This window comes from Bradyrhizobium sp. 521_C7_N1_3, from assembly GCF_052075975.1.
GTDB classification, from domain to species: domain Bacteria; phylum Pseudomonadota; class Alphaproteobacteria; order Rhizobiales; family Xanthobacteraceae; genus Bradyrhizobium; species Bradyrhizobium japonicum.
This window is the reverse complement of sequence record NZ_CP197232.1, coordinates 3,378,740-3,394,438: the sequence shown is the minus strand read 5'-3', so window position 1 is coordinate 3,394,438 and position 15,699 is coordinate 3,378,740. Positions and strand designations below refer to the sequence as shown.

At 65.4% G+C, this 15,699-nt stretch carries 10 protein-coding genes and 1 pseudogene; 4 read left to right on the top strand and 7 right to left on the bottom strand.

Annotation, left to right across the window (positions count from 1 at the left end; all coding sequences use genetic code 11):
• The first annotated feature begins 8 nt into the window (after nt 1-8).
• The 3 genes from AB7008_RS15780 to AB7008_RS15770 are packed head-to-tail and all read left to right on the top strand — an operon-like array spanning nt 9 to nt 3,120.
• Nucleotides 9-1,334, top strand: a complete 1,326-nt coding sequence (locus tag AB7008_RS15780) for an ABC transporter substrate-binding protein (RefSeq protein WP_441259033.1) — start codon at nt 9-11, stop codon at nt 1,332-1,334.
• Nucleotides 1,331-2,269, top strand: a complete 939-nt coding sequence (locus AB7008_RS15775; protein ID WP_166350665.1) for a carbohydrate ABC transporter permease — start codon at nt 1,331-1,333, stop codon at nt 2,267-2,269. Before AB7008_RS15780 ends, AB7008_RS15775 begins: the two co-directional genes overlap by 4 nt.
• Nucleotides 2,270-2,295: 26 nt before the next feature.
• Nucleotides 2,296-3,120, top strand: a complete 825-nt coding sequence (locus AB7008_RS15770) for a carbohydrate ABC transporter permease (protein WP_441261206.1) — start codon at nt 2,296-2,298, stop codon at nt 3,118-3,120.
• Nucleotides 3,121-3,177: 57 nt separating this feature from the next.
• Here the strand turns inward: AB7008_RS15770 and AB7008_RS15765 are convergent, their stop codons facing one another.
• The 3 genes from AB7008_RS15765 to AB7008_RS15755 form a co-directional block, all read right to left on the bottom strand.
• Nucleotides 3,178-4,845: a regulator gene (locus AB7008_RS15765; RefSeq protein WP_441259032.1), complete on the bottom strand. Its 1,668-nt coding sequence runs from the start codon at nt 4,843-4,845 to the stop codon at nt 3,178-3,180.
• A 10-nt stretch (nt 4,846-4,855) separates the two neighbouring features.
• Entirely contained in the window at nt 4,856-5,554 is a 699-nt protein-coding gene (locus AB7008_RS15760; RefSeq protein WP_028156964.1) for a cysteine hydrolase family protein, read from the bottom strand.
• A 327-nt stretch (nt 5,555-5,881) separates the two neighbouring features.
• Nucleotides 5,882-6,835, bottom strand: a complete 954-nt coding sequence (locus tag AB7008_RS15755; protein ID WP_441259031.1) for a hypothetical protein — start codon at nt 6,833-6,835, stop codon at nt 5,882-5,884.
• 152 nt (nt 6,836-6,987) lie between these two features.
• Here AB7008_RS15755 and AB7008_RS15750 point away from each other — a divergent pair.
• Nucleotides 6,988-10,476: pseudogene (locus tag AB7008_RS15750) on the top strand (indolepyruvate ferredoxin oxidoreductase family protein); the annotation flags it as partial.
• Between the two features lie 256 nt (nt 10,477-10,732).
• Here the strand turns inward: AB7008_RS15750 and AB7008_RS15745 are convergent.
• The 4 genes from AB7008_RS15745 to AB7008_RS15730 form a co-directional block, all read right to left on the bottom strand.
• Nucleotides 10,733-12,454 carry an FAD-dependent oxidoreductase gene (locus AB7008_RS15745; RefSeq protein ID WP_441259030.1) on the bottom strand — a complete coding sequence of 574 codons (1,722 nt, stop codon included), beginning with the start codon at nt 12,452-12,454 and terminating at the stop codon, nt 10,733-10,735.
• Between the two features lie 59 nt (nt 12,455-12,513).
• Entirely contained in the window at nt 12,514-13,533 is a 1,020-nt protein-coding gene (locus AB7008_RS15740) for a S1C family serine protease (RefSeq protein ID WP_014497110.1), read from the bottom strand.
• 92 nt (nt 13,534-13,625) lie between these two features.
• A complete protein-coding gene (locus AB7008_RS15735; protein ID WP_028156959.1) occupies nt 13,626-14,075 on the bottom strand; it encodes a hypothetical protein in 450 nt (149 codons plus the stop codon).
• Between the two features lie 7 nt (nt 14,076-14,082).
• The gene (locus tag AB7008_RS15730) at nt 14,083-15,681 is read right to left on the bottom strand and encodes a GMC family oxidoreductase (protein ID WP_028156958.1); all 1,599 of its coding nucleotides are present in this window, start codon (nt 15,679-15,681) and stop codon (nt 14,083-14,085) included.
• Nucleotides 15,682-15,699 lie beyond the last annotated feature (18 nt).

Genomic DNA, 15,699 nt, shown 5'->3' with positions numbered 1-15,699 from the left:
ATTTTGACGTGGCCAAGCATAACATCTCGCGCCGCACGCTGTTGACGGGGACCGCCGCGGCCGGCGCGCTCAGCCTGACCGGACTACCGGCACGCGCCGAGGTCAACTGGAAGAAATATGCCGGGACCAAGCTGGAGGTGATCCTCGCCAAGGGTCCGCGCGGCGACAACCTGCAAAAAAACATCAAGGAGTTCACCGAGCTCACCGGCATCCAGGTGGAATCCGAACAGATCCCGGAGCAGCAGCAGCGCCAGAAGGTGGTGATCGAGCTGACCTCGGGGCGGCCGAGCTTCGACGTCGTCCATCTCAGCTATCACGTCCAGAAGCGGCAGTTCGAGAAAGCCGGCTGGCTCGCCGACATGACGCCCTTCATGAAGGATCCGACGCTGACGGCGCCCGATCTCGTCGAGAGCGATTTCTCCGCCGCCGGCCTGCAATACGCCAAGAACGACAAGGGCCAGATGCTGTCGCTGCCCTGGTCGGTCGATTACTTCATCCTCTACTACAACAAGGAGCTGTTCCAGAAGAAGGGCGTCGCGATCCCCAAGACCCTCGACGAGATGGTCGCGGCCGCCGAAAAACTGACCGACACCAAGGAAGGCACCTACGGTTTCGTCGGACGGGGCCTGCGCAACGCCAACATGACGTTGTGGACCAACTTCTTCCTCAACTATGGCGGCGAATTCCTCGACGCCAAGGGCAACATCCTGACCGACGGTCCAGAGGCCGTAGCCGCGACAAAGCTCTATCAGACGCTGCTGACGAAGGTCGCCCCGCCAGGCGTCGCCGGCTTCAACTGGATGGAGTCGATGGCCTCGTTCACGCAAGGACGTTCGGCGATGTGGATCGACGGCGTCGGCTGGGCGCCGCCGCTGGAGGACCCCGCCGCCTCGCGCGTCGTCGGCAAGGTCGGCTACACCGTCGTGCCGGCCGGACCGAAGGGGCAATATTCGGCCACCTATGGCGACGGCATCGGCATTGCCGCCGCCAGCAAGAACAAGGAAGCCGCCTATCTGCTCTGCCAGTGGGCGGTCTCGAAGCAGCAGGGCGCGCGGCTGTTGCAGGCCGGCGGCGGCGTGCCGTTCCGCAACTCGATCCTCGGCGATCCCGAGGTCCAGAACGGCGTGAAGATGCCCAAGGAGTGGCTGCAGTCGGTGATCGATTCCGCCAAGATCAGCAAGCTCGGTCTGCCCGTGATCATCCCGGTCGCCGAATTCCGCGATCTTGTCGGCGCCGCAGTCACCTCGACACTCGCAGGCACCGACCCCGCTACGGAATTGAAGAAGGCCCACGACCAGTTTCGGCCGATCCTGGAGCGCAGCGAAAAAGCGTGAGTGCGTTGACACAATCGACTCCGGCCGCGGCACGGTCCGATGCCGCGCCGGAGAAGGAATTGCGGCCGCCGTCCTACTGGCCGTTCGTGGTGCCGGCGCTGGTCGTCGTGGTCGCGATCATCATTTTTCCGTGGGCCTTCACGATCTGGATGAGCCTGAACGAGTGGAAGGTCGGCTCGCCGACGACCTTCGTCGGGTTCTCCAACTATCTGCGGCTGACGAGCGATCCGCGCTTCCTCGAGGCAGTGGGCCACACCTTGGTCTACACCGTGCTGTCGGTGGCGCTGCCCCTGATCCTCGGCACGGCCTCAGCCGTGGTGTTTCATCAGAAATTCGCCGGCCGCGGCTTTCTGCGCGGTATTTTCATCATGCCGATGATGGCGACCCCCGTCGCGATCGCACTGGTCTGGACCATGATGTTCCACCCGCAGCTCGGCGTGCTGAACTACCTCTTGTCGCTGGTCGGGATACCTGCGCAGCTCTGGGTCTTCCACCCCGCGACCGTCATTCCCTCGCTGGTGCTGGTCGAGACCTGGCAATGGACGCCGCTCGTCATGCTGATCGTGCTCGGCGGCCTCGCCGCCATCCCGACCGAGCCTTATGAAAGCGCGCAGATCGACGGCGCCAGCTTCTGGCAGGTGTTCCGCTTCATCACCCTGCCGCTGATCATGCCGTTCCTGTTCATCGCCGGCATGATCCGCATGATCGATGCCGTGAAGAGTTTCGACATCATCTTCGCGATCACGCAGGGAGGACCGGGCTCGGCGTCGGAGACGATCAACATCTATCTCTACAGCGTCGCCTTCACCTATTACGACCTCGGCTACGGCTCGGCGATCGCGGTGGTGTTCTTCCTCCTCATCGTCGCCCTCGCGGCCGTGATGCTCTATGCCCGCCAGCGCATGCTCTGGACCGAAATCGCGAGCGGCGCATGACCCCAGGTCGGATCAACCCAAGTCAAATCAACTTACGTCAGATCGTTGGCAGGATCGGTCTGTGGCTGTCGGTGTTCGTCATCGTGTCGCCGGCGATCCTGTTCTTCCTCTGGATGCTGTCGCTGTCGCTCAAATTCGAGGTCGACAATGCCGCCTACCCGCCGGTGTTCATCCCCGATCGCATCGCCTGGAAGAACTATGCCGACGTGCTCGCTTCCAACCGCTTCCTGACCTATTTCGTCAACAGCCTGATCGTCACCGGCAGCGCGACCGTGCTGGCCCTGCTCGTCGGCGTTCCCGCCGGCTACGGCATCGCGCGCATGGCCGCGCACAAATCCGCGATCGTGATCCTGATCGCGCGCATCACGCCCGGCCTGTCCTATCTGATCCCGCTGTTCCTGCTGTTCCAGTGGCTGGGATTGCTCGGCACGCTGGTGCCGCAGATCATCATCCATCTCGTCGTGACGGTGCCGATCGTGATCTGGATCATGATCGGCTATTTCGAGACCACGCCGCTGGAACTGGAGGAAGCCGCCCTGATCGACGGCGCCACGCGGTGGCAGGTCTTTCGGCACGTCGCCCTGCCGATCGCCAAGCCCGGAATCGCGGTCGCCTTCATCCTCGCCGTGATCTTCTCCTGGAACAATTTTGTGTTCGGCATCGTGCTGGCCGGACGCGAGACGCGCACCCTGCCCGTCGCCGTCTACAACATGATCTCGTTCGACCAGTTGAGCTGGGGGCCGCTGGCCGCGGCCGCGCTGATCGTCACTCTCCCGGTGCTGCTGCTCACAGTGTTCGCCCAGCGACAGATCGTTGCCGGGCTGACAGCGGGGGCGGTCAAGGGCGGGTAGCAAATGAAGCAGCCGGGCGACACGACATCGCCCGGCTGCGTTTCCGTTTTCCGAGACCTACTCCGCAGGCGCGGCGTGCAGCTCCGGATGGGCGGCATAGTGCTCGGTGGTGCCGAGCCTGCTGGCCGCGAACAGTCCCGCCGCCATCACCGCGTAGGCGAACGCCACCGCGGGCGTGACGCCGAAGCCGCCGCCGATACCGACGGCTTCGCCATGCATGAAGCCGAAGTAGGTGAGCACCGCACCGACCAGCGCGAAGGCCGAGGCCTTCTCGAAGTCGCGCTCGATGATGAAGACACCGATCGCACCGAGGATGAGGCCGCCGAGGATGGAACCGCCGCCCATCACCTCCAAGCCGTGATAGAACACGCCCTGCTGCGGCAGCGCGGCAATCGCGGCGGCCTTGACCGCGTCGGCCTTGTCGGCGGCGAGACCGCCGACAGAGGTCGCCGCCATCATGGTCGAGCCGAGCATCGTGTCGATCTGGAGCTTGGCCCAGGCGGCAAGATGCGGGGTCAGCGCCAGCACGATCGCCGGCGCGTGCTTGACCGGTGTGGTCTGGAACGCCTGCGCGCCGATCAGCATGCCGATATAGAGCAGGATCGGCGAGATCGCGACGACGGGCACGAGGGCCAGCAGCACCGAGATGATGCCGAACCAGGCCAGCACCACCACCATGATGCCGGTCGCAGCCGAATAGCCGATGCGGCCGCCCATCGCCTTCCAGCCGGGATGACCGATATAGACGGCGTTGATGAAGGGGTTGCCCATCAGGCAGCCGATCAGGCTGACGACGCCGTCGGCGGTGAGCACCCGCGTGGTCGGATATTCGTCGCCGGCCGCTTCCGCGCTCTCGACATTGTCCATGGCCTCGACGAGGTCGTAGATGCCGAACGGAATGGCGGTAACCAGGATGATGCCGAGGAATTCGAAGCCGGAGAAGACGTAGCCTACCGCCGGGATCGGCACCGAGAAGCCGAAGTTCGCGAAAGCGTCGCCGACGCCCTTGACGCTCAGCCCACCGAGACCGAGGCCGAACAGGTTCGAGCCCCAGGCGATGACCATGCCAACCGCGATCGCGACGAGGCCCGCGGGAATGCCGCGCCAATATTTCACGCCGCCGAACCAACTCACCAGGATGATGGCGAAGCAGACGAGACCGATCTGCGGCGTCATGTACATCTCTAACGCCGGACGCATCGAGATGAAGGTGACGGAGACGCCGGCGAGCGTGCCGAGCAGCGCCGCGCGCGGCGTGATCTTGCGGATGAACGGCGCGATGAAGCCGCCGATCATCAGGATAAAGCTCTGGAAAAACACCCAGACGAGGCCGGCCGACCAACCCTTGAGCGGATCACCGGTCTTGATCGTGATCGGCAGCATGATCACGAAGGTGACGATGAACATGTGCGGCACGCTGACGCCCGAGGGCAGTGCGCAGACATCGTTGCGGCCGGTCTTCTGCGCCAGCCGATAGGCGAGATACGCATAGTAGAAGGTGGAGAGGCACATCATCAGCCCGAGCGCGGGCAGGATGCGGCCGAACACGAGACTATCGGGCATCTTCAAAACGAAGCGCAGCAGGCCCGTGAGCACCAGCATGTTGACGAGGATGTTGGTGCCGAAGCCGAAGAACGCGTTCCAGTCGCCCGATGTCCATAATGCCGGCTTGAACTCGGACTTGCTCAGATCAGATCTGCCGGAAGTCCCCGTCAATGTGCTCATGATGTTACCCCTATGTGGTCGAAACCTTCATCGCCTCCAGTACTGCGGCTGAGTCCGCGACCCAGCCGAAGATGCCGCCCTGGGCCTTGATCATCTTCAGGCCCATCTCGTGAAATTCGGGGAAGTAGGATGCGCAGCCGTCCGAGATGACGACGCAGCGATAGCCGCGGTCATTGGCCTCGCGCACGGTGGTATTGACGCAAACTTCCGTTGTGACGCCACATACGAGCAGGTTCTCGATGCCGTATTTCTCCAGCACATCCGTGAGCTCGGTGGCGTAGAACGCGCCCTTGCCGGGCTTGTCGATCACGACCTCACTGTCGAGCGGATAAAGCTCGGGAATGATGTCGTGGCCGGCCTCGCCGCGAATGAGAATGCGCCCCATCGGGCCGGGATCGCCGATGCGCAAGGACGGCGCGCCGCGCTCGACTTTTGCGGGCGGCGCGTCGGACAGATCGGGCAAATGCCCCTCGCGCGTGTGGATCACCAGCATGCCGGTGTCACGCGCCGCCTTCAGCACCGCGCCGATCGGCTTCACCGCGCGCGCGAGCTGGCTGACATCGTTGCCCAGCGTCTCGCCGAAGCCGCCCGGCTCCATGAAATCCCGCTGCATGTCGATGATGAGAAGCGCGGTGGCAGGCCAGTCGAGCCTGATCGGCTCGGGCTCGGCGCTGATGACGCCCGGTGTCGGCTTGGTCGAGTTCAACATGACTCAAGGCCCCCGCGAGAACTCTCTTTGCCAGGAGTTCTGCAAACGCCGTGCCATTGTGTACAATTGCGGTGGCGCGCGGGCCACGAGGGAATTTGCTGCGCACTCAGAAGGTTACGTCAGCGGCTGACGGCTGCTTATTCCCTGTGCGACGGCTTTGCGACGTGCAGTTGCTTAAAGGATGAGCGCTCTCCGCTCGTCATTCCGGGGCGACGCGAAGTGTCGAGCCCGGAATCCATCGGGCGACAAAGTCCGCGGTGAAATGGATTCCGGGCTCGCGCTACGCGCGCCCCGGAATGACGAGAGAGTGTGTGCGACGCCTTGCCTCTACCGCCCAACCCCGTACAGCTGCCGATACTCCATCTCATACGGCGCATACGAATCCTTCAGCGTCGCCATGTTGAGCAGCATGGTGGCCACCACCGCGCCCGTCTTGCCGAACACGCGCGTCTTCACCCAGGCGCTCTCGGTGCGGCGGCTGCCGGAGAGCGCGACGACCTCACGCTCGATTTCGTACACCTCATCGACGAAGAGCGGTCCCTTGATCAGTCTGATCTCCTGGTCCGCGAACAGGCCGACCGCCGGCCCCTTGGCCGGCGGCGGATCGTCCTTGGAGCGGTACTGGAACAACACGCTCAGCATCTCCATCGGGATGATGGGCTTGCCCCAGGGATTGTCCGCTCCCGAATAGTAAGGCGAGTTCTCGGTGATGACGGCGAGCTTCTGCCGGAGAGAGAACGGATAAAGGTCGCCCATGTTCTGATCGAACGCCATCCGCACCGTCTGCCGTTTGCTCGTCTGGGCTAGCTTCACATCGCGCAGGATCACGGGATCGGCGAGCGGCTTGAGCTCGCCCAGGCGTGCCTCGAGCGCGGTTGCGACATGCGGCTCACCGACCGAGGCCGTGCCGCGCAGCACCTCGGTGCCGTCGCGCTTGACCATCTGGATCTGGCACTGGCTCGTGCCGGGCAGCGGCTTCGACAGGACCGCCTGCACCTCCTCGCCTTCGAAGCAGGCGTTGCGGTAATGCGCAGACAGGCAACCGCTCTCGAACCAGGCCTGCCCCCACAGCCGCGCGCCGAGCGGGGCGAACTGGCTGAAATGCGTCGGGCCTTCGATGGTGCCGCCCTTGAAGCCGAGCTTTTGCGCTGTGGCATCGTCGTGGATCGAGGCGTGCGCGTCGTAGACTTGCGCGTGAAGCATCTGGCGCGGCTGGCGCCAAGGGCCAATCAGCGCCTCGGCCGTCTCTGTAATCTCGGTGTCGAATGCGTTTGCAGCCATGGTGTCCTCCACAGGCAGCCATGACTAGCAGGAGCGCCACGGATGCGGCTAGCTGTATTGACTTCGCCGGCCCATGCTCTTGACTGTCACAATTCGCGTCGCGCCGCCGCTATCCCTCCCGCAGCGCAACCCCCCAAGCCGAACCAGAGACGAGGACTCCTGAAATGACGCTGATGCAGGTCGAGCTGGACGACAAATACCGGCTCGAATCGAAGCGGATCTTCCTGTCCGGCACGCAGGCGCTGGTTCGGTTGCCCATGTTGCAGCGCGAACGCGACCGGCTTCAGGGGCTCAACACCGGCGGCTTCATCTCGGGCTATCGCGGTTCCCCGCTCGGCATGTACGATCACGCGCTGTGGCGCGCAAAGTCGCACCTCCAGCAGCATGACATCGCTTTCGTCCCCGGGCTGAACGAGGACCTGGCGGCGACCGCCGTCTGGGGCAGCCAGCAGGTCGGCCTGTTCCCCGGCGCCAAGGTCGATGGCGTGTTCGGCATCTGGTACGGCAAGGGACCCGGCGTCGACCGCTCGGTCGACGCGCTCAAACACGCGAATGCGGCCGGCACCTCGCTCAATGGCGGCGTGCTCGCGCTTGCCGGCGACGACCATGGCTGCCAGTCCTCGACGCTGGCGCATCAGAGCGAGCAGGTATTCGCGGCGGCGCTGATCCCCGTGATCAATCCGGCGACACTCCAGGACTATCTCGACCTCGGCCTCTATGGTTTTGCGCTGTCGCGCTTCTCCGGCTGCTGGGTCGGCTTCAAGGCGATCAGCGAGACCGTGGAAAGCTCGGCCTCGATCGACAGCGATCCCGAGCGCATCCGGATCAAGCTGCCCGACGATTTCGAGATGCCGCCCGGCGGGCTCAACATCCGCTGGCCCGATCCGCCGCTGGACGCCGAGAGACGTCTGTTCGGCCCGAAGATGGCCGCCGTGCAGGCCTTTGCCCGCGCCAACCAGCTCGATCGCATCGTGCTCGATTCCAAGCCCGCGCGGCTCGGCATCGTCGCGACCGGCAAGGCCTATCTCGACCTCCGCCAGGCGCTGGCCGATTTGGGCATCACCGACAAGGATGCGCAGGACCTGGGCCTGCGCATCTACAAGGTCGCACTGACCTGGCCGCTGGAGGAAAGCGGCGCCAGGCGTTTTGCCGAAGGCCTTCAGGACGTGCTCGTGGTCGAGGAGAAGCGCGGCTTCATCGAAGACCAGCTGATGCGCATCCTCTACAATATCGATGCATCGAGGCGGCCGACCGTCACCGGCAAGCGCGACGAGCGCGGCGCACCGCTGCTGCCGAGCGAAGGCGAGCTGACGCCGACGATTGTCGCAGGCGCGTTGGTGGCGCGGCTGCGCAAGCTCGGGCATCACAGCCCGGTGCTGGAACAGCGCCTCGCCCGGCTCGAGGCCTTCGACAATCCCGTCACATCAAGCACGCAGATCAAGCTCGCGCGTACGCCGTTCTTCTGCTCGGGCTGTCCGCACAACTCCTCGACGCGGGTGCCCGAGGGAAGCCGCGCCATGGCCGGCATCGGCTGCCACGGCATGGCCCTGAGCATGCCGACCCGCCGCACCGATCTGATCTCGCATATGGGTGCCGAGGGCGTGAACTGGATCGGCCAGTCGCCCTTCACCACCGAGAAGCACATTTTTCAGAATCTCGGCGACGGCACCTACACCCATTCCGGCCTGCTTGCGCTGCGCGCGGCATCGGCCGCCGGCATCAACATCACCTACAAGATCCTCTACAACGACGCCGTCGCAATGACCGGCGGCCAGCCGGCCGAGGGCGCCTTCAACGTCGCGCAGATTGCGCACCAGGTCTGGGCCGAGGGCGCGAAGCGCCTGGCCATCGTCTCCGATGATCCCAGCAAGTACCCTGAGGGCAACTACTTCCCGCAAGGCGCGACCATCCATCACCGCCGCGAGCTTGATGCCGTGCAGCGCGAGCTGCGCGACATCAAGGGTCTCACGGTCGTCATCTACGACCAGACCTGCGCCGCCGAGAAGCGCCGCCGCCGCAAGCGCGGGCTCTATCCCGATCCCGCAAAACGCGCCTTCATCAACGAGCTCGTCTGCGAGGGCTGCGGCGATTGCTCACAGGCCTCCAACTGCGTCTCGGTGCAGCCGCTGGAGACCGAGTTCGGCCGCAAGCGCCAGATCGACCAGTCCAACTGCAACAAGGACTTTTCCTGCGTCGAAGGTTTTTGCCCGAGCTTCGTCACCGTGCATGGCGGCAGCCTGAAGCGGATGAAGACATCGGCGGTCGATTCCGGACAGTTGTTCGCCGACCTGCCGCTGCCTCCTGCCCGCGAACTCGAGGCGCCGTACAACATCCTCGTCACCGGCATCGGCGGCACCGGCGTCATCACCATCGGCGCGCTGCTCGGCATGGCCGCCCATGTCGACGGCCGTGGCTGCTCCGCACTCGACTTCACCGGCCTGTCGCAGAAGAACGGCGCGGTGATGAGCCATGTCCGCATCGCGCGGAGGCCGGAGGATATCTCTGCCGTCCGCATCACCACCGGCGGCGCCGACGTCATCCTCGGCTGCGACATGATCGTCTCGGCAGGTCCCTCCGCGCTCAGCCGCGCCGAACGCGGCGTGACCAAGGCCTACATCAACGCCGACCTGCAACCGACCGCGAGCTTCGTGCAAAACCCCGATCTCGACTTCGAGATGGGCACGATGCAGACCGTGCTGCGTGACGCAGTCGGCGACTCGAACCTCGACATCATCGATGCGACAGGCATTGCCTCGGCCCTGATGGGTGACAGCATCGCGACCAATCCCTTCATGCTCGGCTTCGCCTTCCAGAAGGGCGCGATCCCGCTGTCGCTGGAGGCCCTGCTCCGCGCCATCGAGATCAACGGCGCGGCGATCGAGATGAACAAGCTCGCCTTCACATGGGGACGGCTGGCCGCCCACGACATGTCGCGCGTGCGCAGCGTACTGCAGTTCAAGAGCCGCGCATCCGCGCCGACGAAATCGCTCGACGACGTGATCGCGACCCGCGCGGAGTTTCTGATCGGCTATCAGGACAAGGCCTACGCCGACCGTTACCTCGCAGCCGTGGCCAAGGTGCGCAAGGCGGAAATGGTCGCCTCGCCCGCCTCCACGGAGCTGACCGAGGCCGTGGCCAAGAACCTGTTCAAGCTGATGTCCTACAAGGACGAGTACGAGGTGGCACGGCTCTACACCGACGGCAGCTTCGCCAAGAAGGTGTCGGAGAAGTTCGACGGCGACTTCACGCTGAAGTACCACCTCGCCCCGCCGATCTTCGCGCAGCGCGACAAGACCACCGGACACCTTCAGAAGAAGGAGTTCGGCGGCTGGATGATCCACGCCTTCCGCATTCTCACCAGGCTGAAGGTCCTGCGCGGCGGCGCGTTCGACCCGTTCGGCCGCACCGAGGAGCGCCGGACCGAGCGGAAGCTGGTCGCGGATTATCTCGGCATGATCGATCAGCGGATGGCCGGGCTGAAGGCGGAGCAGATCCCGCTGCTGGCGCGGCTCGCACGCGTGCCAGAGACGATCCGCGGCTTCGGCCACGTCAAGGAAGCCAACATCAAGCTCGCGGCAGCCGAGACAGCGCGGCTGGAAGCCGAGCTGGAGAATAGCCGCTTTGCCGCGGCGGCGGAGTAGCGGTAGGACGCAAACTCTCTCCACGTCATTGCGAGGAGCTAAGCGACGAAGCAATCCAGAAACCCTCCGCGGAAACAGCCTGGATTGCTTCGCTGCGCTCGCAATGACGGAGATTGTGGACGAGCTCGCCACACACTCGACGTCATCGCCCGGCTTGACCGGGCGATCCAGTACTCCGAGACGGTTGTGGCTCAATCGATAGGCCCCGGCATACTGGATTCCCCGCCTTCGCGGGGAATGACAGCGGTGGAGGTAGCTAGACTGACGCTGCGGCGTTACTCGGCGCGACCGTCGCTCCCTCTGCCAGATGCCGCCCCGCGATATACCCGAACGTCAGCGCCGGCCCGAGCGTGATCCCCGGCGCCGGATAGTTGCCGTTCATGATCGACCCCATGTCGTTGCCGCAGGCGTAGAGACCCGCGACAGGCGTGCCGGCCTCGCGCAGCACGCGCGCCTGGGCATCCACCTTCATGCCGATGGCCGTGCCTAGATCGGCTGGATGGATGCGCATCGCGAAGAACGGCGCGCGGAGGATCGGCGCGACGCAGGGATTGGGCTTGTGGGTGGCATCGCCGAGGTGGCGCTGATAGATGGTGCTGCCGCGGCCGAATTCGGGATCGCGGCCCTGCTTCGCATCAACGTTGTAAGCTGCGATCGTCGCCGTGAGCACGGACGGATTGACGCCGGTTTTCGCCGCGAGCTGCGCGATGTCGGGAGCCTTGAGCAACTCGCCGCTCGCCACATGGCGCCGGAGGTTGAGCGTAAACGGCTTGATGCGGCCGAGGCCGTAGCTCCACAGGAACTGACGGTCGCAGACGAGATAAAACGGCCGGTCCGGCTCGCCATTGCCGTCGCGCAACATCGCCAGCACGAACTCATGGTGGGACAGCGCCTCGTTGACGAAGCGACGGCCGGCCGCGTTGATGGCGATCACGCCAGGCTTGGCGCGGTCGGTCGTATGCGGGAAAACACCTCGGCTGCCATCGGCGCGACGGAACAGCGAGGCCGGCACCCAATAGGCCGGGTTCGTCGCCTCCGCGTTGAGCGCGGCACCGGCCGTGGCCGCAAGCCGGAGCCCGTCGCCAGTGCCAGCGGTGCTGGCCGCCGAGACGAAACCAGCCGCGGCCGGGAAGAAGCGTTTGCGCAACACAGCGTCGTGCGAAAAGCCGCCGGTCGCAACCACCACGCCGCGGCGCGCGGAGATCAGGCGGTCGCGGGAGCCGTGGCGGATGACAACGCCGCCGACGCGATCGCCCTGCATCGACAGGTCCTCGACATCGGCGCAGAAGAGTATCTCGACTTGCCGCGCCAGCAGCGAGGCATAGAGCCGCGCCGCGAGCGCGTTGCCGAGATGCAGCGTCGTGCCGCGCCGATTGCGCAGCCGCTGCAACGCGTATTCGGAAACCAGCCGCGCCGCGCGCAAGGTCGAACGCAACGATGTTCCGGCCCGGCGCAGATGCGGGATGTCGAGGCGATTGACCATCATCCCGCCGAACAGCGTGAACTCCGGCAGCGGCGCACGCAGCCGCGCGAAAGGCGCGCCGAGCCGGGTGCCGTCGAATGCGACCGGCTCCAGCACGCGTCCGCCTGATGTCGCGCCCAGCCGCTCCGGATAACAGTCCGGACAGGCTTTCACCGGCTGGAGGCGCACTTCCGTGTTGGCTTCGAGATAGGCGACCGCCTCCGGCCCGCGCGCGAGGAAGGCGGCGCGCAGGCCGGCATTGGCAGGCTCCGGCACCGTGCTCGACAGATACCGGACCGCGTCCGTGATGCTGTCGGACAGCCCGACGTCCTTCATCTTGGGATTGGCGGGGATCCAGACCATGCCGTCGCACCAGGCGGTGGTGCCGCCAACGAACGCCGTCTTCTCGATCACCAGCACGCGCAAGTCTTCAGCGGCGGCCACCGCCGCAGCCGTCATCCCACCGGCACCGGCGCCGACGACAATGACATCGTAGGTCTCATGCGCCGGCATCATGCGGCAAGGGTCCGGGAACGAGGCATGACACCGTCATACCTCGCCCGGAGGCACCAACGCTAGCGCGCCGGCTTGCGCTCGATCGGGTCGATATCGATCGCCCGCAGGCGGCCGAGCCGCAGCACGTCCATGGCGAGCCGCCGGCCGATCCGGTCGCGGTCGAGCACGCGGATCAGATCGTCGACGCCGTTGATCTCGACACCATCGAGCTTGATGACGACGTCGCCGGGCAACAGGCCCGCCTTCGCCGCCGGTCCATCCGGCTCGATCTGCATCAAGAGCGCGCCCATCTTGTTGTCGACACCGGCCAGCACCGCGTGCCGCCGCGGCACCGGTGCAGTCTGCCCGGCGACGCCGATAAAGGCGCGGCGGACGTAGCCATGGCGGATGATCTCCGACAGCACGAACTGCGCGGTGTTGCTGGCAACCGCGAAGCAGATGCCTTGCGCGCCATTGATGATGGCGGTGTTGATGCCGATCACCTCGGCATTCGACGACACCAGCGGACCGCCGGAATTGCCGGGGTTGAGCGCAGCATCGGTCTGGATCACGTCCTCGATGGTGCGCCCGCTCACCGAGCGGATCGAGCGCCCCAGCGCCGAAACCACGCCGGCGGTCACGGTCGACTCGAAGCCGAGCGGATTGCCGATCGCGATCACGAGCTGGCCGCGCCGCAGGGTCTTGGAGTTGCCGAGCGCGGCATAGGGCAAGTCGCGTACGCCGTTGGCACGCAGCAGCGCGAGGTCGGTGTCGGGGTCGACGCCGAGCACCCGGGCCTCACCGACGTTGCCCTCGACGTCCCGCAGCCGGATCTCCTTGGAGGAACCGACCACGTGGCTGTTGGTGAGGACGAGCCCGTCCGGCGAGATCACGATACCCGAGCCGAGCCCGCCGCGCTCGCGGCCGTTCGGCACCTTTGGCCCGGTCTCGACGCGCACGACGGCGGGACCGACACGGTCGGTCACGCCGATCACGGCATTGGAATAGGCGTCCAGCAGGGCGCGGTCATCGACCGGAGCAGACGCTGTCGCTCGCGATGACGCGGCGTCATCGACGATGTCTGAGGTAAAATCCAGCATGGCAAGAGTCCTTGAGGCTCACACAGATGGTGGCCTGTTCCTGCCAGCGCAAGGGACCCCGCTTTGGGCGCAGGGCTAGACTGCCCAGGTGGCTAGGGCGCCCGCCGCAGCGTGCCTGCCCTCGCCTTGACCGGGTCGAGCAGCGACCAGTCGCCGTCGGGGAGCACGTAACCCTTGGGGAACGGCGCGCGCAGCTCGAGCCCGAGCGAGCGCAGCACCCGGTCGTCGCGGTAGTAGCATTGCAGGACGACGCGGACGAGCGTTGCGGCGGCCGCGCCGCCGGAGCTGCGGAACTCCTGCGCCACCGCATCGCGCCTGGCGGCATCGAGCTCGGCGAGCGGTTGGCCGGCGAGCCGGGCCAGATGGTCCAGCGCCGCCGTCACCAATTTGGTGTCGCGGCCCAGCGTCGTCAGAATATCGGTCTGGATCGCGGGATCGTCGGCGCCGGGCACCTTGTACTCGTCGCTCGCGGGCACGATCATCGCAGCGATGGTGCGGAGGTCGTTGCATTGGGCGCGGGTGAGTTGATTGTCTGCGGACATGACGGCCTCAGTCGAACAAGTTTGCGAGGCGCTGCTTCATCTGGTCGGCGATGTAGAGCGCGAGGGCCTGGATGGTGGACGTCGGATTCACGCCGCCCGAGGTGACGAAGATGCTGCCGTCGACGATGAAGAGATTTTTCACGTCGTGCGTGCGGCCCCATTCGTTGACAACGGAGCGTTCGGGGTCGGTGCCCATCCGCGCGGTGCCGAGCAGATGCCAGCCGCCCCACGGGATCGGCGAGTTGACGCAGATGTCGGTCGCCCCCGCCATTTCCAGAACCTCCCGGCCACGCGCGAGCGCATGTTCCATCATCTTCCGGCTGTTCTCGCTGATCGTGTAGTCGATCTTCGGCGCGGGAATGCCGTGGCTGTCCTTCATGACGGGATCGAGCGTGACCTGGTTATGCTCTTCCGGCAGGTCCTCGCAGATCGCGGAGAAACCCAGCCGATGACCATTGAGCTTGCGGAAGACGCTGTGATGATCGGCGCCCCACGGCAAAATGCCCTTCTGCTCGCTCACGACAGCCTCGAACACCGGTCCTGCTCCGCGCACGAACTGGACGCCGTAGCCGCGCACGAAGCCGCGCGACAGGTCGGTGTCGTACCACTCCTTGCTCCACAGACAGGTCGGCGGCGCGCGGTTGCTGTCGGTCGGCTCCTTCACATAGCCGTAGATCTGCGCATAGGGATGGAACATCAGGTTCTTGCCGACGAGACCCGACGAATTGGCAAGACCGTGCGGGAAGCGGTTGGATGCCGAGTTGAGCAGCAGTCGCGGCGTGCCGACGCCGTTGCAGGCGATGATGACGACATGCGCCGGCTGGAACTGCTCGACGCCGTCCTTGTCGTAATAGACCACGCCCGAGGCCATGCCGTTCTCGTCGGTGGTGATCTCCCGCACCCGGCAATGCGTGCGAAGCTCGACGCCGGCACGGATCGCCTGCGGCCAATAGGTAATGTCGGTCGAGGATTTTGCGCCTTGTGCGCAGGCCGGCGTGCAATGGCCGAGATTGATGCAGCGCGCGCGGCCCTCATAGTCTGTGGTCGCGACCGTCGTGTCCGACGGCCACCAGTGCCAGCCGAGCTCATTCATGGCCTTGCCGATGATCGCACCGGACAATCCGAGCGGCTGCTGCGGCATCGGTGGATACGTCAGCGGCGACAGCGGATCGCCTGATAGCCCCGACGTCCCCATGATGCGATCGTTCTCTTCGAAGAACGGCGTCAGCGCGTCGTAGTCGATCGGCCAGTCGTCGGCGACACCGTCGAGAGTCTTCACCTTGAAGTCGGAGGGATGCAGCCGCGGCCAGTGCGCGGTGTACATCACCGTCGAGCCGCCGACCGCGTTGTAGTTGACGACCTTGATCGGCGAATTGTCGTCGTTGATCGGATAGTCCTCGGGCCGGCCGCGGACATTCGGGCTCGACGACCACTCGCCGTAGAACTTGGCCTCCCAGTCGCGGCCCGTGCTGGGATATTCCGCCGGGTTCATCCAGCCGCCCTGCTCCAGGCAGAGAATGTGCATCTTGGTCTCGGCCAGCGACCACGCGATCGCGGCGCCTGAAGCGCCGGCGCCGATGATCAGGACGTCCACGGGGTCTTTCATCGAACTTTCTTCCTCCCG